Below are 19714 nucleotides of genomic sequence, written 5' to 3'. Positions count from 1 at the left end.
CCAGGAACGCCGCATGGGCTAATGCCCATGCAAGGGCCTGGGTGGCTCAATCGCCCGATTTCACCCCAACCCGGAGGGCAAGCGCCTTCTCGGGCGGTCTGCGGCGTTGCGGCGCTAACCCATAGCTGCACTATGGGCGTCGCACCGCGCCTTGCATCCCATCCCGAGAAGGGGCTTGCGCGGCCCCGTTTAGGCCGTGAACAGGTTCTGGGATGTTCAAAAACGCCACCGGGCTGTTCATGGTCCATATTCCCTACCGCGGCAGCGCGCCGGCCTTTACCGACCTGATGGCCGGCCAGGTGCAGTTCATGGGCGAATCCATTCCGCAGGCCGCCAACTACCACAAGCAGGGCAAGGTGCGCGCCCTGGCCGTGACCAGCAAGGAGCGCAACCCGGCCCTGCCGGACATCCCCACCGTCATCGAATCGGGCATCAAAGGTTTTGAAGTGGTCGGGTTTTACGGCTTCCTCGCACCGGCCGGCCTGCCCAGGGACGTGACCGCCAAGCTGAGCGACGCCTTCAAGCAGGTCATGAACAACCCGGACATCCGCAACCGCATGGTGACCCAGGGCGCCGACCCGGCCTTTATGGGCAGCGAGGAGTTCACGCAGTTCCTGGCCGCTGAAATGCCGCGCTGGGCCCAGGCCGTCAAGGCTTCCGGCGCCAAGATGGACTGAGGGGCTGCGGGACGGGTAATCCCCTTTCTGGTGCGGGCGGTTACCTCAAAAGCCGCATGCCGGTGCACAGGCACGCCAGACGAGTGCACATATCTTGTATACCAAATAGTGACAAATTCAACGAAACCATCCCCAAAAAGGGTAAATGCCGGGCCCAAAAAATAAGAAGAAGGTATAGGCTGACAAGGTCAACGGTTCAGGCCGGATACGCCCATCAGGAAACCGTGCAGGCCCGCCAGCCCTTGTTTTTGCGCCGGAAATTGGACTCCCGTTTTTCTGGCCAAAGATTGGCACAAGACTTGCACGCAAGATTCCGGATTCAGGTCGCATCGGCGCAAATCGGTATGACTTTTTCAACCCACGGAGCGTGCCATGACCTCAAGTAAATTCCTGCTTTCGCTGACCCTGACGGTTCTTTCACTCCTGTCGAGCTTTGGCGTCCACGCGCAAAGCGCCCTGGACACCATTCTCAAGAACAAAAAAATCACCATCGCGGTTCCACCCGACTTTCCGCCTTATGGCTCCATGGGGGCGGACTTCAAGATCCAGGGCCTGGACGTCGACATGGCCAACTACATTGGCGCCAAACTGGGCGTGGCTGTCGATGTGATTCCCGTCAGCAGCGCCAACCGCATTCCCTACCTGCAGACGAAAAAAGCATCGCTGGTGATCGCGACCCTGGGGAAAAATCCCGACCGCGAAAAGCAAATTGACTTTGCCGGCGCGTATTCGCCTTTCTTCCAGGCGGTCTTTGGTCCCAGATCACTCAATATCAAGAGCTTCACCGACCTGGCGGGAAAAACCATTGGGGTGACGCGCGGCTCGGTCGAGGACGAGGAACTCAACAAGCTGGCCCCCTCGGGCACCGATATCCGGCGCTTTGACGACAACTTCAAGACGGTGAACGCCTTCACCGCCGGCCAGGTGCAGCTCATCGCCACGGGCGCTTCCGTGGCGGGCAACATCATGAGCAAGAGCCCGCAGCTGCGCACCGAGTACAAACTGCTGCTCAAGGAAAGCCCCAACTTTATCGGCGTGCCCAAAGGGGAAGACACGCTTCGCCTGACCGTCAACGGCATCCTTGCGGAAGCCAAGAAAAACGGCGATCTGGACAAGATTTCGCTCAAATGGCTGGGACGCCCCGCAGGCGATTTGCCGCAATAAATGGATGCCGCCGGGAGGGCAGCCCTCCTCCCGAGAAAAACCCGATGTGACACAGCAATCTTGTATACAAATATTGAGTTAACTCCTCTACATTTGCACCATGGCCACCGCCCCCGACATCAGCAACCGCATCATCGAAGCCGTGATGGCGCAAAAGCTCGCCCCTGGCTCGCGCCTGGGCGAGCAGCAGCTGGCCTTGCTGTTTGACTGCAGCCGCACCATCGTCCGCGAAGCCCTGACCCGGCTGGCGGTGCGCGGCATCGTCACTGTCAGCAGCCGGCGCGGCTGGTATGTCATAGAACCCTCCCAGGAGGAAGCGCGCGAAGCCTTCGAGGCGCGCCGCGTGATCGAGATGGGCTTGATCCGTTGCACCACCGACGTCAGCAAGGCCGCCATCAAGCAGCTCAAGAGCCACTTGACCCGCGAAAAAGCCGCCATCAAGGGCGACGACGTGGGCCTGCGCAGTTTTTTGCTGGGAGACTTCCATGTCTGCCTGGCCGAATGCCTGGGCAACAACCTGCTGGCCGACACCCTGCGCGACTTCACCGCGCGCACCACGCTGATCGCCATGCTGTACCAGTCCTCGCACGACGCGGCGCAGTCCTGCGAGGAGCATGTGCTCATCGTGCAGGCGCTCGAAAAAGGCGACCTGGCCAAAGCCGAAAAACTCATGCAGGCGCATATCGGCAGCGTGCAGGCCGCGCTCAAGCTGCAGGCCGGCGCCGGCGATCCGCTGGCGCAATTGCGCAGCGCGCTGAGCCCGCTGGCCGCGCAAGACAGCAAACCGGCGTCTTCCGCGCCATCCCGTGTTCGCAAAACCGGCCGCACCGCGGCCAAACCCTCTGACGATTCCTCAACCTACCTTGGAGCCCTGCTATGAAGTCCAGCAAACGCGTTTTTTCTTTCGCCCTCGCCGCAGCCGCGGTGCTGGCCGTCACCGGCGCCCATGCGCAAACCGCGCTGGACGACATCATGAAGGCCAAGGAAATCAAGATTGCCATCCCGACCGACTTCCCGCCCTACGGCATGGTCGGCACCGACTTGAAGCCCCAGGGCCTGGATGTCGAGATGGCCGGCTACATCGCGCAAAAACTCGGCGTCAAGGTGGAACTCGTTCCCGTGACCAGCGCCAACCGCATCGCCTACCTGCAAACCAAGAAGGCCGACCTGGTGATCTCCACGCTGGGCAAAACCGCGGAGCGCGAAAAAGTCATCGACTTCACCGCCGCCTACACCCCCTTCTTCCAGGCCGTGTTCGGCCCCAAGAACGTGAACGTGAAGTCCTTCGCCGACCTCAGCGGAAAAACCATCAGCGTCACGCGCGCCGCCCTGGAAGACCAGGAACTGAGCAAGGTCGCCCCGGCCGGCACGGACATCAAGCGCTTTGAAGACAACAACACCACGGTCTCGGCCTACACCGCCGGCCAGGTGCAGCTGATCGCCACGGGCGCCTCGGTGGCCGGCAACATGATGGCCAAGAACCCGCAACTCAACACCGAGTACAAGCTGCTGCTCAAAGACTCCCCCAACTTCATCGGCGTGGCCAAAGGCGAAGACAAGCTGCGCGCCAAGGTCAATGAAGTGATTGCGGACGCCAAGAAAAACGGCGACCTCGACAAACTGGCCCTCAAGTGGCTGGGCCGTCCTGCCGGCGATTTGCCGCAGTAGATGCACACCCCCGTTGCGGTTCGCTTCGCGTAACCGCCTCCCCCCTTGCAGGGGGCGCCGCTTGTGGCCCGGCTAAGCCGGTTCCACTGCGGCTGCTGGTAGGGAATCGCAATCGTCTTTCAACAGGAAGTGAATCAGATGCGTGTCGAGCTTGATTTCATGGCCGTGCTGTCGCAGTGGCCGCTGCTGGCCACCGGCGTCGTCTGGACGCTGGGCCTGACGGCGATCTCGTCGGTGGCCGGCGTGTTTGTGGGCGTGGGCTTTGCCTGGGCGCGCGCCAGCGGCCCCAGCTGGCTGCGCTGGGTGGTGGGCACTTACGTCGAGCTGATACGCAACACGCCTTTTATCGTCCAGCTGTTTTTCATCTTTTTCGGCCTGCCGGCCCTGGGCTTCAAGCTCTCGCCCGAGATGGCCTCGGTACTGGCCATGGTGATCAACCTCGCGGCCTATGCCACCGAGATCATCCGTGCCGGCGTTGAAGCCACGCCGCGCGGGCAGATCGAAGCGGCCGAAAGCCTGGCGCTCAACCGCGTGCAGATCTACACCCGCGTGGTGCTGCCGCCCGCGCTCAAGAAAGTCTGGCCCGCCATGGTGAGCCAGATCATCATCGTCATGCTGGGCTCGGCCGTCTGCGGCCAGATCTCGACGCAGGAGCTGTCTTACGCCGCCAACCTGATCCAGGGCCGCAACTTCCGGGCCTTTGAGGCCTTCATCGTTGCCACGCTGATTTACCTGGTGCTGTCGGTGGCGGTGCGCAAGCTCCTCAATTGGGCGGGGCCGAAATTTCTCTTCGGCCGCTAACAGGAAAGGCCGGGCAACACCATGATTGAATTTTCCATCTGGGACATCTTCCGCAACCTGCTGCTCGCGGCGCGCTGGACCGTCGTGCTCTCGCTGGTCGCCTTCATAGGCGGCGGCCTGGTCGGCGCGCTGCTGCTGGTGGGCCGGCTGTCGGCTGCCCGCGCCACGCCGGGCGCGCAAAAAGCCGCCCGCATGGCGCGCCGGGCGCTGGACGGTTATGTGCTGCTGTTCCAGGGAACGCCGCTGCTGATGCAACTTTTCCTGGCCTACTTCGGCCTGGCGCTTTTCGGCATCAATGTGCCGGCCTGGGTGGCGGCCGGGGTGGCGCTCACGCTGTACACCAGCGCCTACCTGGCCGAGATCTGGCGCGGCTGCGTCGACGCGATCCCCAAGGGCCAGTGGGAGGCCGCTCAAAGCCTGGCGCTCAATTTCGGCGAACAGCTGCGCTACATCGTGCTGCCCCAGGCGGTGCGCATCGCCGTGCCGCCCACCGTGGGTTTCCTGGTGCAGGTCATCAAGGGCACGGCGCTGGCCTCGGTGATCGGCTTTATCGAGCTGACCAAGGCCGGCACCATGATCACCAACGCCACCTTCAAACCCTTTGTGGTCTACAGCTGTGTGGCGCTGATGTACTTCGCACTGTGTTTCCCCGTGTCCCTGTATGCCCGCAAGCTTGAGAGGAAAGCCCGCCATGGACGTTAACGTCACCCCATCCCCCGCCACGGCCGACAGGACTTTGGTCGAGATCAACCAGCTGCGCAAGAGCTTCGGGACCAACGAGGTGCTCAAAGGCATAGACCTCGAGGTCAAGGCCGGCGAAGTGATCGCCATCATCGGGAAAAGCGGTTCGGGCAAAAGCACGCTGCTGCGCTGCATCAACGGCCTGGAAGTGTTCCAGAGCGGCACGCTGCGCGTGGACGGCAAACACCTGCTGCACGACAACCCGCAGGTCATGCGCGAGCTGCGCCAGCGCGTAGGCATGATCTTCCAGAGCTTCAACCTGTTCCCGCACCTGACCGTCGGCAAGAACATCATGCTGGCGCCCACCCTGGTCAAGAAGACGGCCGGCGCGCCCGCGGCCGAGCATGCGCGCGCACTGCTGCAGCGCGTGGGCCTGGCCGAGAAATTCGATGCCTGGCCCGACCAGCTCTCGGGCGGGCAGCAGCAGCGCGTGGCGATCGCGCGCGCGCTGGCCATGCAGCCTTCGGTGCTGCTGTGCGATGAAATCACCTCGGCGCTGGACCCGGAACTGGTGGGCGAGGTGCTGCAGGTGGTGGAAAGCCTGGCCGCCGAAGGCATGACCTTGCTGATGGTCACGCACGAGATGAGCTTCGCCCGCAAGGTCTGCGACCGCGTGGTCTTTATGCACCAGGGCCGCGTGCACGAAATCGGCCCGCCCGACGAAGTGTTCTCGAATCCGCAGACCGCCGAGCTCAAGCAGTTCCTCGGCATGATCCAGTAAGCGCGGGCGGCAAGCGCGTTCCGGCCGGCCCGGGGATTGCGCAAAACGCACCAAAGCTGCGCATCCATAGGCTGTGGCTGGCCCGGGCCTGGCTTTTTTTGGCGCCGGCTTGCCCCCGGACCTGCAGGGGCGCACGGCTTCCCGCACAATGGCGGGGTTGAACCTGCCCCGCTCTTGATGGGACAGCCGCCGCCGCCCGCCCCCTGGGCGGCTTGCGCCGTCCCCGCTACCCGACGCCGCCTTCATGAACACCATGCCTCCCATCCTGTATTTCTTCGCCCTGTGCAACCTGGTCATTGGCAGCGGCGCCTTTGTGCTGGGCGGCATCCTGCAACCCATGAGCGCGTCGCTGGGCATCAGCGTGGCGGCGGCCGGCCAGGCCATGACGGCCTATGCGGTGGCCACCGCCGTGCTGGCGCCGCTGCTCATCATCCTCACGGCCCGCTGGCCGCGCAAGCGCGCCGTGCAGCTGGCGCTGGCGCTGTTCACCACGGGTTGCCTGGTGTGCGCCCTCGCGCCCAACCTGCCCCTGTTGCTGCTGGGCCGAGTGCTGATGGGCGCGGGCGCGATGTTCACCGCGGCGGCCTCGGCGCTGGCCGTCAGCATGGTGGCGCCCGCGCTGCGCGGCCGGGCGCTGTCCATCACCTTCCTGGGCATGAGCATCAGCTATGCCGTGGGCCTGCCCATAGGTGCCTGGCTGGGTTTTGAATTCGGCTGGCGCGTGCCGGTATGGCTGTCGGCGGCCGCCAGCGGCGCGGCGCTGGCCGCGGCCAGCTGGCTGATTCCCGCCAACATGGCCAGCGCCGGCACCAGCTTCGCGGGCTTTCAGGCGGCCGCGCGCCAGGGCGCGGTGCTGCGCGTATGGGGCCGCACCTTGCTGTATTTCATCGCCATCTTCAGCGTGTTTGCCTATGTCGGGCCGGTGCTGCACGCACTCAATCCCATGAACTCGGCGCAGCTTTCGGCCACGCTGGCCGTCTTCGGCCTGGCCGGCGTGGGCGGCACGCTGATGGGCGGCTGGGCCACTGACCGCTTCGGCGCCTTGCGCACCATGCGCGTGCAACTGGCCGTGCTGGTCGCCATGATGTGCTTGCTGCCGCTCACGCGCGGCAGTGTGCCGGCCACCATGGCCGTGCTGGTGCTGTGGGGCATCGCCGGCTTCGGCCTGATGGCGCCGCAGCAAAGCCGGCTGGCCAGCCTCTCGCCGGCACAGGCACCCTTGCTGCTGAGCCTCAATGGCTCCATGTTGTATGTGGGCACGGCACTGGGCGCGGTGATCAGCGGCGCGCTGCTGGACCAGGTGGGCTTCGCGCAACTGGGCTGGGTGGGTGTTCCCTTCGGACTGCTGGCCATGCTGACCCTGGTGTTTGACCGCAGGACCACGCGCATACCGGCTTCGGCCGCCGCATAAACTTGACACCACGCCATGACGACACAAGACCAGCTTGACAGCCTGCAAACCGCCTTGCAGCAATTGCGCAGCGGCGCGCTCGGCGTGGCGGCCTTTTCGCAAGCCGCGATGCAGCAGCAAAGCCTGGCGGCGGCCCTGCCCGAGCGATTTAACGAGGTGCTCTCGCAGCTGCTGAACCGGCTCGAATCCAGCGCGCTGTTCACCGAGGAAAGCTGCTCCTTCAGCCAACAGGATTTGCTGGACAGCCTGCAGCTGTGGCTGGACAAGGCGCGGCTGCAGCTTCAGAAAGCCTGACACCTGCCGCAAGCCCTCAACGGCCGTCGGTATGGCCATGGCGGTGGTGGGGCGTCCGGGCAGCGCGCATGGCTGTGGCGCCAGCAAGCCGACATCCATGGCAATCGCCGTTTGGCCCCCTGCCCGGCAGCAGCGCCCCCGCCATGCTAAGGTTGGCGTATGCCCAAAGCCATACGCTACACCCTGCTGTCGCTGCGCGACCTGGCCGCTTCGGCCGGGCCTTTTATCGTGCTGGCCCTTGCCTTGCTGGCGCTGGCCTACTGGTGGCTGGACCCGAACCCGCCCAAGCGCGTGACGCTGGCCACCGGCCCGGCGCAAAGCGCCTACGAGGAGTTCGGCAAACGCTACGCCAAGGCGCTGGCAGCCGAGGGCATAGAGGTGGTGCTGCAGCCCTCCGAAGGCTCGGCAGCCAACCTGCAGCTGCTGCGCGAAGGCAAGGTCGACGTGGGTTTTGTCCAGGGCGGCACCAGCGACTACACCGAACAGGACGAAGAGGACCTGGCTTCGCTCGGCAGCCTTTTTGTGGAGCCGCTCTGGCTGTTCTACCGTGAAGACGCCGCGCGCAAGGTGGCCGCGGCGGCACGGACCGCCAAAAAACCGGCCGGCAAGGCCGACCCTGCGCAAGACGCCAGCCTGGACTCGCTCACGCAGCTGCAGGGCCTGCGCGTCAACACCGGCACGCCCGGCAGCGGTGTTCCCAGCCTGATGGCAAAGCTGCTGGAAAGCAACCATGTTGACCCGGCGTCGCTGAAGATATCCCGGCTGGAGCAGACGCCCGCCACCGTGGCCTTCCTGGGCGGCGAGCTGGACGCCATCGTGTTCGCGTCCGCGCCCGAATCGCTGATGGTGCAGATGCTGCTGCAGACACCGGGCGTGAAGCTGATGAACTTCGCCCAGAGCGAGGCCTATTCCAGGCGTTTCGCCTTCCTGACGCCCACGCGCCTGCCGCGCGGCGTGGTGGACCTGGCCGCCAACGTCCCGCCCGACGACGTGCGGCTGGTGGCCTCCACCACCTCGCTGATCACACGCACCACCACCCACCCCGCCCTGCAGCAGTTGCTGGCCCAGGCCGGCAACGAGATCCACGGCGGGGCCGGCTGGTTCAAGAGCGCCCGCGAATACCCGAATCGCGACAACAGCGAGCTGCCCATCGCCAAGGAAGCCGAACGTGCCATCAAGAACGGCACGCCGGTGCTGCAGCGCTACCTGCGGTTCTGGGTGGCCAACCTGGTGGAGCGCATGTGGCTGGTGATGGGCATCATCATCGCCATCATGCTGCCGCTGTCGCGCATCATCCCGCCGCTGTACGCCTTTCGCGTGCGCTCGCGCATCTTCCGTTGGTATGGCCGGCTGCGCGACATCGAGAACCGCGTGGAAAGCAGCGGCGACGGCGACCGCGACAGCAGCAAAAACAAGGCCCTGCTGGAAGAGCTCAACGACCTGGAGAGCCGGGCCGAAAAAATCACGGTGCCGCTGTCCTATACCGACGAGCTGTACGCGCTGCGCGGCAATATTCACCTGGTCCGCAAGAAGCTGCAGCGGCTTTAGCCGCCGACCCTCCGTTTTGGGGCGGGCGGTCGGCACCTGAAAAGGGCGCGCCAGGGCCCTGTTTGGGGCGGAAACCGGGCCACGGAAAGCGTTTGCGGGCCCCGGGTTGTTTCTTTAACCCTAAAGTAAACCCCTGTGTCGGCATATCATTTGCTCTGCTAGTATCGCCCGATACTTTTTTCTTTGGCCGATGCTTGCTTTTATTCTGCGCCGCCTGATCCAGGCCGTGATCGTGATGGTCGTGGTCGCCCTGATCGCCTTCATGCTGTTCCAGTATGTCGGCGACCCGGTGGTGTTCCTGCTGGGGCAAGACGCCTCGCCCGCACAGATCACCCAGTTGCGCGCCGACCTGGGCCTGGACAAGCCCTTCATCGTGCAGTTCTGGCACTTCCTGGTGAATGCCGCGCAGGGTGAATTCGGCCTGAGCCTGCGCCAGGGCGCCAAGGTTTCGCGCCTGATCGCCGAGCGCTTTCCAGCCACGCTGGAGCTGGCCCTGGTGGCGGCTTTCATGGCGCTGCTGGTCGGCATCCCCATGGGCGTGTATTCGGCGCTGCGCCGCGGCACCTTCCTGAGCCAGGTGTTCATGACCCTCTCGTTGCTGGGCGTGTCGCTGCCGACCTTTTTGATCGGCATCCTGCTGATCCTGGTATTCGCCGTTGGCCTGGGCTGGTTCCCGAGCTTCGGCCGCGGCGAGACGGTGCAAATAGGCTGGTGGAGCACGGGCCTTTTCAAGGCCGACGGCTGGCACCATATCGTGCTGCCGGCCGTGACGCTGGCGGTGTTCCAGCTCACATTGATCATGCGGCTGGTGCGCGCCGAAATGCTGGAGGTGCTGCGCACCGACTACATCAAGTTCGCGCGCGCCCGCGGCCTGCCCGACCGCGCCATCCACTTCGGCCACGCGCTCAAGAACACGCTGGTGCCGGTGATGACCATCACCGGCCTGCAGCTGGGCGGGCTGATCGCCTTCGCCATCATCACCGAGACCGTGTTTCAGTGGCCCGGCATGGGCCTGCTGTTCATCCAGGCCGTGACCTTCGCCGACATCCCGGTCATGGCGGCCTACCTGTGCCTGATCGCGCTGATTTTTGTGGTGATCAACCTGGTCGTCGACCTGCTGTACTTCGCGGTGGATCCCAGGCTTCGCATAGGCAACCCCGCCGGCCACTGAGGCCGCGGGCCCGCGCAACCCCCAACGCCCCCTTCATTTTTCTTCCGTTTTTACCCGCAAGCCCTCATCCCTTCCACAAGGAGTCCCCGATGAATTTCAAGTCAACCCTGCTCTCGGCCAGTGTCCTGTGCGCCTTCGCGGCCACCTCTTTTGTCGCATCCGCGCAGACCCTGAGGGTCGCCAACCAGGGCGACTCGCTGTCCATGGACCCGCACTCGCTCAACGAATCGCTGCAGCTCAGCGTGACCGGCAACGCCTATGAGGGCCTGGTCATCCGCAACAAGGACCTGAGCCTGGCGCCCGGCCTGGCCACCTCGTGGAAACAGACTTCGCCGACCGTGTGGCGTTTCGAGCTGCGCAAGGGCGTGCAGTTCCATGACGGCACGCCGTTCACGGCCGACGATGTGGTCTTCAGCTTCAACCGCACGCAGGCCGAAGGCTCGGACATGAAGAGCTACACCAACGATTTCAAGGAAGTGCGCAAGATCAACGACCACGTGGTCGAGATCGAAACCAAGACGCCCTTCCCCATCCTGCCCGACGTGATCTCGCTGGTCTACATGATGAGCAAGAAGTGGTGCGAAACCAACCAGGCGACCCGGCCGGTGGACCGCCGCAAGGGCATAGAGAACGCGGCCTCCTTCCGCGCCAACGGCACCGGCCCCTACCGCGTGCGCGAGCGCCAGCCCAATGTGCGCACCACCTTCGTCCGCAACGGCAACTACTGGGGCAAGATCGAGGGCAACGTCCAGGAAGTGATTTACACGCCCATCGGCAACGACGCTACCCGTGTCGCGGCCTTGCTGTCGGGCGAGGTCGACGTGATGGAACCCGTGCCTGTGCAGGACATAGACCGCGTCAACGGCAACGCCGGCACCAAGGTGCTGGTCGGCGCCGAACTGCGCACCATCTTCCTGGGCATGGACCAGAAACGCGACGAGTTGCTGTACTCGAACGTCAAGGGCAAGAACCCCTTCAAGGACAAGCGCGTGCGCCAGGCCTTCTACCAGGCCATCGACATCGACGGCATCAAGAAAACCGTGATGCGCGGCGCTTCCAGCCCGACGGCGCTGCTGATAGGCCCCGGCATCAACGGCTTCCAGCAAGAGCAGAACAAGCGCCTGCCCTATGACCCGGAAGCCGCCAAAAAACTGATGGTCGAAGCCGGCTACCCGAACGGCTTTGAAGTGTCCATGAACTGCCCGAACGACCGCTACGTGAACGACAGCCGCATCTGCCAGGCCGTGGCCGCCAACCTGTCGCGCATCAACGTCAAGATCAACCTGCAGGCCGAAACCAAGGGAACCTACTTCCCCAAGGTGCTGCGCCGCGACACCAGCTTTTACATGCTGGGCTGGACGCCGGCCACCTATGACGCCCACAACGCGCTCAATGCACTGGTCGCCTGCGTGGACGACAAGGGCGCCGGCCAGTTCAATCTGGGCGCCTATTGCAACCCCAAAGTCGACGAGCTGACCAAAAAGATCCAGTCGGAAACCGACAAGACCAAGCGCAACGCGCTGATCAAGGAAGCCTTCGACATCCACGGCGCCGACATCGGCCACCTGCCGCTGCACCAGCAGTCGCTGGCCTGGGGCACGAGCAAGAAGGTCGAGCTGGTCCAGCTGGCCGACAACTTCATGTTCTTCAAGTGGATGACTATAAAAAAATAAGCACCCCCCTGTTGCCGTTCGCTTCGCGTAACGGCCTCTCCCCTACAGGGGACAACAGCTGCAGCCCGGCAAAGCCGGTTCTGCGCTGTTGCTGGCACAAGCTTTGCTGCGCTCGCTCTGGATAACACGGACTCCACTTTCTCCCGATGAAAAGAACTCTTGCGCGCTGGCTTGACAGTGATGTGGGCCACAGCTTTCGCACCTCACCGGTGGCGATGGTGGCGGCCGCGATTGCGCTGGTCTGCATTTTTTGCTCGGTGTTCGCCGGCTGGGTGGCGCCGCACGACCCCTTCAACCTGAGCACGCTGGAGCTAGGCGACGCGCGGCTGCCGCCGGCCTGGTATGCGCAGGGCAGTTCCAAATACCTGCTGGGTACCGACGACCAGGGGCGCGACATCCTGTCGGCGCTGATGTACGGCGCGCGCATCTCGCTGGTCGTCGGCCTGGCTTCGGTCATCCTGTCCATGCTGGCCGGTGTGTCGCTGGGCCTGATTGCGGGGTTCAGGGGCGGCTGGATAGACTCGGCCCTGATGCGGGTTTGCGACGTGATGTCCTCGTTTCCGCCCATCCTGGTCGCGCTGCTGATCGCGGGCGTGGGCCGCGCGGTGTTTCCCAATGCCAGCCAGCTGCTGGCCATGGGCGTGCTGATCCTGTCGATCTCCATGGGGCAGTCGGGCTGGGTGCAGTACGCGCGCACGGTGCGCGGCTCCACCATGGTGGAGCGCGGCAAGGAATATGTGCAGGCCGCCCGCGTCACCGGCGTGGCGCCGCTGCGCATCATGCGCCGCCATGTGCTGCCCAATGTGATGGGGCCGGTGCTGGTGCTGGCGACCATCCAGGTGGCCACCGCCATCATCACCGAAGCCACGCTGTCCTTCCTGGGCGTTGGCGCGCCGCCGACCTCGCCCTCGCTGGGCACGCTGATCCGCGTGGGCAACGACTACCTGTTTTCGGGCGAATGGTGGATCACCGTGTTCCCGGGCCTGATGCTGGTGCTGATCGCGCTGAGCGTGAACCTGCTCGGCGACTGGCTGCGTGATGCGCTCAATCCGCGCCTCAGGTAAGGACGAGTTAGAAAATGAGTCTTCTGCAAATCAAGAACCTGGTGGTCGAGTTCCCCGGCCGGCGCGGCACGCTGCGCGCACTGGACGACATTTCCTTTGACATCGCGCCCGGTGAAATTCTCGGCGTGGTGGGCGAATCAGGTGCGGGCAAGTCGCTGACCGGCGCCGCCATCATCGGCCTGCTGGAGCCGCCCGGGCGCGTGGCCGGCGGCCAGATCCTGCTCGAAGGCGAGCGCATCGACAACCTGCCCCATGAGCGCATGCGCCACATCCGCGGGCGCAGGATAGGCGCGATCTTCCAGGACCCRCTGACCTCGCTGAACCCGCTTTACACCATAGGCCGGCAGCTGGTGGAAACCATACAGGCCCACCTGCCGGTGACAGCGCAGGAAGCCCGCCTGCGCGCCATCGAGCTGCTCAACGACACCGGTATACCGGCGGCCGCGCAGCGCATAGACCACTACCCGCACCAGTTCTCGGGCGGCATGCGCCAGCGCGTGGTGATCGCCCTGGCGCTGGCGGCCGAGCCCAAGCTGATCGTGGCCGACGAGCCGACGACCGCGCTCGACGTGTCCATCCAGGCGCAGATCATCACCTTGCTCAAAAACATCTGCAAACAGCGCGGTGCCGCCGTGATGCTGATCACCCACGACATGGGCGTGATCGCCGAGACCTGCGACCGCGTGGCTGTGATGTATGCCGGACGCATCGCTGAAATCGGCCCGGTGCACCAGGTGATCAACCACCCCTCGCACCCCTATACCGCGGGCCTGATGGCGGCGATCCCCGACATCACGGTGGAACGCGAGCGCCTCTACCAGATCGACGGCGCCATGCCGCGCCTGAACGCCATCCCGCAGGGCTGCGCCTTCAACCCGCGCTGCCCCAAGGCTTTTGACCGCTGCCGCCAGGACAGGCCGGACCTGATGCCGGCCGGCGCCACACGGGCCGCCTGCTGGCTGCATGATGCGCATGCGGGGGTGGCGGCATGAGCGGCACCGCAAAAAACGTGGAGGCTCCGCTGGTCCAGGCGCATGACCTGGCCAAGACCTTTGACGTGTCGCCGCCCTGGCTCAACCGCGTGCTGGAGCGCAAGCCCCGGCTGCTGCTCAAAGCCGTCGACGGCGTGAGTTTCGAGATTGAAAAAGGCAAGACGCTGGCACTGGTCGGCGAATCGGGTTGCGGCAAAAGCACCGTGGCCCGCCTGCTGGTGGGCCTGTACGAGCCCACGCGCGGCGGCCTGAACTTCGACGGCCAGGACGCGCACGCGGTGTTCAAGACGCCGGCCGGCCGGCAGCTGCGCAGCCGCATCCAGATGATCTTCCAGGATCCTTATGCCAGCCTCAACCCGCGCTGGACGATTGAGGACATCATCGCCGAGCCGCTGCGTGAGCACGGCATCCTGGAGGGCGGCCCCGCGCTCAAGGAACGCGTGGGCGAACTGCTCAAGTCGGTGGGCCTGTCGCCGCTGGACATGCCCAAGTACCCGCACCAGTTCTCGGGCGGGCAGCGCCAGCGCATCTCCATCGCGCGCGCCCTGGCCACCGAGCCCGAATTCCTGGTCTGCGACGAACCCACCTCGGCGCTCGACGTGAGCGTGCAAGCACAGGTGCTCAACATCATGAAGGACCTGCAGCGCACGCGGGGCCTGACCTATCTCTTCATCTCGCACAACCTGGCGGTGGTGCGCCATGTCAGCGACCAGGTCGGCGTGATGTACCTGGGCCGCCTGGTGGAGCTGGCCGACAAGCACAGCCTGTTCGACAGGCCGCGCCACCCCTACACGCGCATGCTGCTGGACGCCATCCCCAAGATGCACGACACCGGCCGCGCCCGCACGCCGGTCTCGGGTGAGGTGCCCAATCCGCTGAATCCGCCCGGCGGCTGCACCTTCCACCCGCGCTGCCCGCACGCCAATGAGCGCTGCAGGACCGAGCGGCCCGAGTTCCTTCAGCTTCAAGGCGTTCGCGTGGCCTGCCATGCGGTCGAAGAAGGCCGGATCTAGGAACCTGTTTGCGGGATTGTGAATATTTCGGAATTTGAAGATCACGCGGCGCCTGCAAATCGGGGCGAGCTTGGTTACCATGAACCTTTAACGGAGAACGCCGTGAAAATCATTGAATCCATCCTGGCCGGGGCGGCCGACATCGCGGCCGTGCGCCGCGACATCCACGCCCACCCTGAACTGTGTTTCCAGGAAGTGCGCACCGCCGACGTGGTCGCGAAAAAACTCGAATCCTGGGGCATCCCCATCCACCGCGGCATGGGCACCACCGGCGTGGTGGGCATCGTGCATGGGCGCGACGGCGGCGCCTCGGGCCGCGCCGTGGGCCTGCGCGCCGACATGGACGCCCTGCCCATGCAGGAATTCAACACCTTCGCCCATGCCAGCACGCAGCCGGGCAAGATGCACGCCTGCGGCCATGACGGCCACACCGCCATGCTGCTGGCCGCGGCGCGCCACTTCTCGCAGAACCRGGACTTTGACGGCACGGTCTACCTGATCTTCCAGCCGGCCGAAGAAGGCGGCGGCGGCGCGCGCGAGATGATCAAGGACGGCCTCTTCGAAAAATTCCCCATGGAGGCCGTCTTCGGCATGCACAACTGGCCCGGCGCCCCAGTGGGTACCTTCGCGGTCAGCGCAGGGCCGGTGATGGCGTCGAGCAATGAATTCAAGATCACCATACGCGGCAAGGGCAGCCATGCCGCCATGCCGCACAACGGCATAGACCCGGTGCCGGTGGCCTGCCAGATGGTGCAGGGCTTCCAGAACATCATCAGCCGCAACAAAAAACCCGTGGACGCGGGCGTCATCTCAGTGACCATGATCCACGCCGGCGAAGCCACCAACGTGGTGCCCGACTCCTGCGAACTGCAGGGCACGGTGCGCACCTTCAGCATCGAAGTGCTGGACCTGATCGAGAAACGCATGAAGGAAGTCGCCGAACACACCTGCGCCGCCTTTGAGGCACGCTGCGAGTTCAAATTCCATCGCAACTATCCGCCCACCGTGAACAGCGCCGCCGAGGCCGATTTCGCGCGCCGGGTCATGAGCGACATCGTGGGGCCGGCCAACGTGCTGGCGCAGGAGCCCACCATGGGCGCCGAAGACTTCGCCTACATGCTGCAGGCCAAGCCCGGCGCCTACTGCTTTATCTCCAACGGCGACGGCGCGCACCGCGACATGGGCCACGGCGAGGGCCCCTGCACGCTGCACAACCCGAGCTACGACTTCAACGACGAGCTCATTCCCCTGGGCGGTACCTACTGGGTCCAGCTGGCCACACGCTGGCTGGGCACGGGCGCCGGGGCCTGAATCCTGACCACACCAACATCACCATGAATCCACACGCGGCTTTTTCGGCCAGCTACGCGGCTGCGCGCGCCAAATTCCTTGAGGCGGCCGGCGCCGCCGGCATGGCGCTCCGCGCCTACGAACACCCGCTCAAAGGCCGCGACGGCGAAACCCTGGCCATGGACGTGGCCCTGGACGGTTCGCCCGACGCCGAGCACCTCTTCATCGTCAGCAGCGCTTGCCACGGCGTCGAAGGCTATTGCGGCTCGGGCGTGCAGGTGTATGCCGCGCGCGACGCCGAGTGGCGCGCCAAGGCCCGCGCCGGCGGCGTGGCGGTGCTCTACATCCATGCGCTCAATCCCCACGGCTTCTCGCACGCACGGCGCACCACGCATGAAAACGTGGACCTGAACCGTAATTTTCACGACTTCGGCCAGCCACTGCCCGTCAACGAGGCCTACCGTGAGGTTCACGACCTGCTGCTGCCCGCGCAATGGCCGCCCACCGACGAGAACGAGGCATCCATCGCGGCCTACATCGACACCCACGGCGTTGCGCGCTACCAGGCGGCGGTGTCGCAGGGGCAGCATGAATACGCCGACGGTATGTTCTTCGGCGGCACCGCGCCGACCTGGAGCAACCAGACCCTGCGCGAGGTGCTGCGAACCTTCGGGCGGCAGGCCAGGCACATCGCCTGGATGGACCTGCACACGGGCCTGGGGCCCAGCGGCCTGGGCGAGCGCATTTTTGCCTGTGAGAACGACGCCAAGGTCCTGGCGCGCGCACGTGCCTGGTGGGGCGGCGGCGGCGAGACGCCCGTGACCTCTTTCTACGACGGCTCCTCCACCTCGGCAAAACTCACTGGACTGATGTGGACCGCCGTGTACGACGAATGCCCGCAGGCCGAATACACTGGCATGGCCATGGAGTACGGCACGCTGCCGATTCTCGACATCATCGCCGCGCTGCGCGCCGACCACTGGCTGCACAAACACCCCGGGACGCCACCCGAGGTGCAGGCGGCGATCAAGCGCCAGATGATGAACGCCTTTTATGTCGATACCGACGAATGGCGCACGCAGATCATCGCGCAGGCGCGCCAGGCGATGTTCCAGACGGTGGACGGGCTGGGCTCGGCCTGAAGGCCACATAATGAGGCGTGGCGGCCCCGGCCCGGGCGGCCGTCTTTCCACCCGAGCACGAAAGCCGCGCCATGCCGTCTGACGCCGACCTGCACCGCCAGCTCCAGCAGCTGCAACAGCAATACCAGGCGCTGCAGGCCGACTACCGGGACCTGCAGCTTGAAAAGCAGAAGCAGGAAACCTCGGCCACCCTGTGGCTGGAGCAGCGCACCCGCGAGCTGCAGGCCGAAGCGCGGGAGCAGAAAAAGGCCGAAACCCTGCAACGGGTGTTTTACCGCATCGCCGAACGGGCGGCGGCGGACCTCTCCTTCTACGATTTCCTGCAGTCGGTGCACGGCCTGCTGGGCGAGCTGCTGTACGCGAAGAACTGCTACGTGTGCCTTTACGACGCGCAAAAGCAGCGCAAGGATTTTCCCTATTACGTGGACGAACGCGACGGCGACACGCTGCAGCGCAGCAATGTGCCCTACCGGCGCGGGCTGACCGAGTTCGTGCTCAGCACCGGCCGGCCGCAGATCATTGACGCAGCGCGGCTCAAGCGGCTGGAAGCCGGCGGCCAGGTGACCGAAGGCAGCGGCGACATGACCTTCAGTTCCTGGCTGGGCGTGCCCATGCACATACGAGGCGCCATAGGCGGCGTGCTGGCGGTGCAGGGCTATGAGCCGGGCGTGGCTTACAGCGACACGGACGCCGACATCCTTTCCTTTGTCGCCAACCATGTGAGCAGCGCGATCGAGCGCTACCAGGCGCTGGACGAGCTGCGCAAATCCGAAGAGCGCTACCGCACGGTGATTGAAAACGTCGGTGTCGGCGTGGTGGTGGTGCAGGACGACCGCATGGTGTTCGTCAACCCCAGCCTGGAGCGCATCGTGGGCCACCCGCGCGAGTACCTGCTGTCCCAGCCCTACACGGCGACGGTCCACCCCGAGGACTTGCCGGTGATGCGCGAGCGCCATGAACGGCGCCTGCGCGGCGACGAGGTGGACTCGATGTACAGCTTTCGCGTCATCACCCAGTCCGGCGAGGTGCGCTCGCTGGAGCTTTCCGCCGTGAAGATCGAATGGGGCAAGCGCGAGGCGACGCTGATCTTCGTGGTGGACGCCACGGCCCGCCTGCAGGCTGAACTCACGCAGCGCCAGACCCTGCAGCGGCAGACCGAACTCAACGACATGAAATCGCGCTTCATTTCGGTGGCCTCGCATGAATTCCGCACGCCGCTGGCCTTCATCCTGTCGTCGGCGGAGCTGCTCAAACACTATGGCGACCGCCTGCCCGGGCCCGAAAAGGCCGATGTCATCGCCACCATAGAAACCGGCGTGCGGCGCATGACCCAGATGCTGGACCGCGTGCTGCTGCTGGGCAAAGTGGAGGCGCAGATGCTGGAGTTCCAGCCGGCGCAGGTCAACCTCCAGGCACTGTGCCAGGACCTGGTCGAGGACGCCCGCATCCAGCACTCGGAGGCGGGCTGCGAGCTGGCCCTGGAATTCGAGGCCCAGCCGGCGGTCGGGCTTTTTGATGAAAAGCTGCTGCGCCATATTTTCGGCAACCTGCTGTCCAACGCCATCAAATACTCGCCACAGGGCGGGAAGATCCTGTTTCGGGTCTCTTCGTCGCAGGGACGGGTGGCTTTCGAGGTGTCGGACCAGGGCATAGGCATTCCGGCCGAAGAGCTTCCCCACCTGTTCGAGTGGTTCCACCGGGCCAGCAATGTCGGGGAGATCCAGGGCACGGGCCTGGGGCTGGCCATCGTGAAAAACTCCGTCGACCTGCACGGTGGCCGCATCGAGGTCGCCAGCGTCGTGGGCCAGGGCACGCGCTTCACCGTCACGATTTAAGGCGGCAAAAACCGGCCCAAAACCGGGGCAAGGCTATAAGATGGGCATCAGGCCAGGCCAGCGGTGCAGCCCGCGGCCTGGCGGCTCAGGGAAATCCGCCCCCTAACAACGACAGCCGGGGCCTTCGCTACGAAAGAACCATGGCGCGCATTCTGGTGATTGAAGACGAGTCCCATATCCGGGATAACCTGCTGCGCTTCGTCCGGCTTGAGGGCCACGAAGGCCTGGGAGCGGCGGACGGCGGCGCCGGCCTGCAGCTGGCCCGCGAGCAGCCGCCGGACCTGATTTTCTGCGACGTGATGATGCCGCAGATGAGCGGCATTGAGGTGCTGGCCGCGCTGCAGGCGGAACCCGCGCTCAGCCGGGTGCCTCTGGTGTTCCTGTCGGCCAGTGCCGAGTCGGAGCGGCTCGAGGAAGCCCTGCGCCTGGGCGCCAGCGCCTATGTGACCAAGCCCTTTAATTTCGCCCAGCTGCAGGCGGTGCTCAAGCAGTACCTGCCCAAGTAGCCG

At 65.0% G+C, this 19714-nt stretch carries 18 protein-coding genes and 1 pseudogene; all 19 read left to right on the top strand.

Translation table 11 applies throughout. The annotated features are described in order from the left end of the window. Positions 1-212: 212 nt before the first annotated feature. Positions 213-677 (top strand): annotated as a pseudogene (locus AC1DUN_RS16655) (Bug family tripartite tricarboxylate transporter substrate binding protein); the annotation flags it as partial. Positions 678-1049: 372 nt separating this feature from the next. Next, positions 1050-1841 (top strand): transporter substrate-binding domain-containing protein, encoded by a 792-nt coding sequence (locus AC1DUN_RS16650; protein WP_477714923.1) that lies wholly within the window; start codon positions 1050-1052, stop codon positions 1839-1841. Positions 1842-1941: 100 nt separating this feature from the next. Then, positions 1942-2721 (top strand): GntR family transcriptional regulator, encoded by a 780-nt coding sequence (locus tag AC1DUN_RS16645; protein ID WP_477661805.1) that lies wholly within the window; start codon positions 1942-1944, stop codon positions 2719-2721. Beyond that, positions 2718-3509, top strand: a complete 792-nt coding sequence (locus AC1DUN_RS16640; protein WP_477714922.1) for a transporter substrate-binding domain-containing protein — start codon at positions 2718-2720, stop codon at positions 3507-3509. The genes AC1DUN_RS16645 and AC1DUN_RS16640 overlap by 4 nt, the downstream gene beginning before the upstream one ends. A 138-nt stretch (positions 3510-3647) precedes the next feature. After that, positions 3648-4310 (top strand): amino acid ABC transporter permease, encoded by a 663-nt coding sequence (locus AC1DUN_RS16635; protein ID WP_477714921.1) that lies wholly within the window; start codon positions 3648-3650, stop codon positions 4308-4310. Positions 4311-4331: 21 nt separating this feature from the next. Further along, positions 4332-5012: an amino acid ABC transporter permease gene (locus AC1DUN_RS16630; protein ID WP_477714920.1), complete on the top strand. Its 681-nt coding sequence runs from the start codon at positions 4332-4334 to the stop codon at positions 5010-5012. Next, on the top strand, positions 5002-5772 hold the full coding sequence (locus tag AC1DUN_RS16625; RefSeq protein WP_477714919.1) for an amino acid ABC transporter ATP-binding protein: 771 nt from the start codon (positions 5002-5004) through the stop codon (positions 5770-5772). Before AC1DUN_RS16630 ends, AC1DUN_RS16625 begins: the two co-directional genes overlap by 11 nt. Before the next feature lie 244 nt (positions 5773-6016). Beyond that, positions 6017-7183, top strand: coding sequence for an MFS transporter (locus AC1DUN_RS16620; protein ID WP_477714918.1), 1167 nt, complete (start codon positions 6017-6019; stop codon positions 7181-7183). A 15-nt stretch (positions 7184-7198) separates the two neighbouring features. Next, the gene (locus tag AC1DUN_RS16615; protein WP_477714917.1) at positions 7199-7477 is read left to right on the top strand and encodes a hypothetical protein; all 279 of its coding nucleotides are present in this window, start codon (positions 7199-7201) and stop codon (positions 7475-7477) included. Positions 7478-7636: 159 nt separating this feature from the next. Then, positions 7637-9025, top strand: coding sequence for a TAXI family TRAP transporter solute-binding subunit (locus AC1DUN_RS16610; RefSeq protein ID WP_477714916.1), 1389 nt, complete (start codon positions 7637-7639; stop codon positions 9023-9025). A gap of 190 nt (positions 9026-9215) precedes the next feature. Next, complete coding sequence (locus tag AC1DUN_RS16605; protein ID WP_477714915.1) at positions 9216-10196, top strand: ABC transporter permease; 981 nt, start codon at positions 9216-9218, stop codon at positions 10194-10196. A gap of 89 nt (positions 10197-10285) precedes the next feature. Next, positions 10286-11869 carry an ABC transporter substrate-binding protein gene (locus AC1DUN_RS16600; protein WP_477714914.1) on the top strand — a complete coding sequence of 528 codons (1584 nt, stop codon included), beginning with the start codon at positions 10286-10288 and terminating at the stop codon, positions 11867-11869. Between the two features lie 146 nt (positions 11870-12015). Next, positions 12016-12933: an ABC transporter permease gene (locus AC1DUN_RS16595; RefSeq protein WP_477661822.1), complete on the top strand. Its 918-nt coding sequence runs from the start codon at positions 12016-12018 to the stop codon at positions 12931-12933. Between the two features lie 14 nt (positions 12934-12947). Further along, positions 12948-13925, top strand: a complete 978-nt coding sequence (locus AC1DUN_RS16590; RefSeq protein ID WP_477714913.1) for an ABC transporter ATP-binding protein — start codon at positions 12948-12950, stop codon at positions 13923-13925. After that, complete coding sequence (locus AC1DUN_RS16585) at positions 13922-14938, top strand: ABC transporter ATP-binding protein (protein WP_477714912.1); 1017 nt, start codon at positions 13922-13924, stop codon at positions 14936-14938. The genes AC1DUN_RS16590 and AC1DUN_RS16585 overlap by 4 nt, the downstream gene beginning before the upstream one ends. A gap of 102 nt (positions 14939-15040) precedes the next feature. After that, a complete protein-coding gene (locus AC1DUN_RS16580) occupies positions 15041-16249 on the top strand; it encodes a M20 aminoacylase family protein (protein ID WP_477714911.1) in 1209 nt (402 codons plus the stop codon). 23 nt (positions 16250-16272) lie between these two features. Then, positions 16273-17370, top strand: coding sequence for a M14 family metallopeptidase (locus tag AC1DUN_RS16575; RefSeq protein WP_477714910.1), 1098 nt, complete (start codon positions 16273-16275; stop codon positions 17368-17370). Between the two features lie 71 nt (positions 17371-17441). After that, positions 17442-19205 carry a sensor histidine kinase gene (locus AC1DUN_RS16570; protein ID WP_477714909.1) on the top strand — a complete coding sequence of 588 codons (1764 nt, stop codon included), beginning with the start codon at positions 17442-17444 and terminating at the stop codon, positions 19203-19205. A gap of 140 nt (positions 19206-19345) precedes the next feature. Continuing rightward, positions 19346-19711, top strand: a complete 366-nt coding sequence (locus AC1DUN_RS16565; protein WP_477714908.1) for a response regulator — start codon at positions 19346-19348, stop codon at positions 19709-19711. Positions 19712-19714: the final 3 nt, after the last annotated feature.

The sequence above is a fragment of the Polaromonas sp. P4_F6 genome (assembly GCF_056401275.1).
Note: the sequence above shows the minus strand (reverse complement) of the source record. Positions and strands in the feature narration are given on the sequence as shown.